Source organism: Staphylococcus sp. HMSC14C01, assembly GCF_001808085.1.
GTDB lineage: Bacteria > Bacillota > Bacilli > Staphylococcales > Staphylococcaceae > Staphylococcus > Staphylococcus hominis.
This window is the reverse complement of sequence record NZ_KV792038.1, coordinates 3,981-4,184: the sequence shown is the minus strand read 5'-3', so window position 1 is coordinate 4,184 and position 204 is coordinate 3,981. Positions and strand designations below refer to the sequence as shown.

The 204-nt window shown below is 27.0% G+C and carries 1 protein-coding gene; it reads right to left on the bottom strand.

Annotation, left to right across the window (positions count from 1 at the left end):
* Window positions 1-18: 18 nt before the first annotated feature.
* A partial coding sequence (locus HMPREF3131_RS11410) for a hypothetical protein (RefSeq protein ID WP_256262199.1) occupies window positions 19-204 on the bottom strand: 186 nt, incomplete at its 5' end.

Genomic DNA, 204 nt, shown 5'->3' with positions numbered 1-204 from the left:
TTAAAATCATTCATCGTATCACTTACTATTCTGGTTAGTTTTGTTTTCTGTTAAATTTTCGTTGTTCCCGTCGCTGCTATTTTGTTCGATACTTTTATTAAATTCTTCAATGACTTTATCCATGATTGTATACAATTCATCACTAGAGTTGATTATATTTAAATCAAGTTCGTTTAAAAAATAACCACCAATTTTATTAGATAG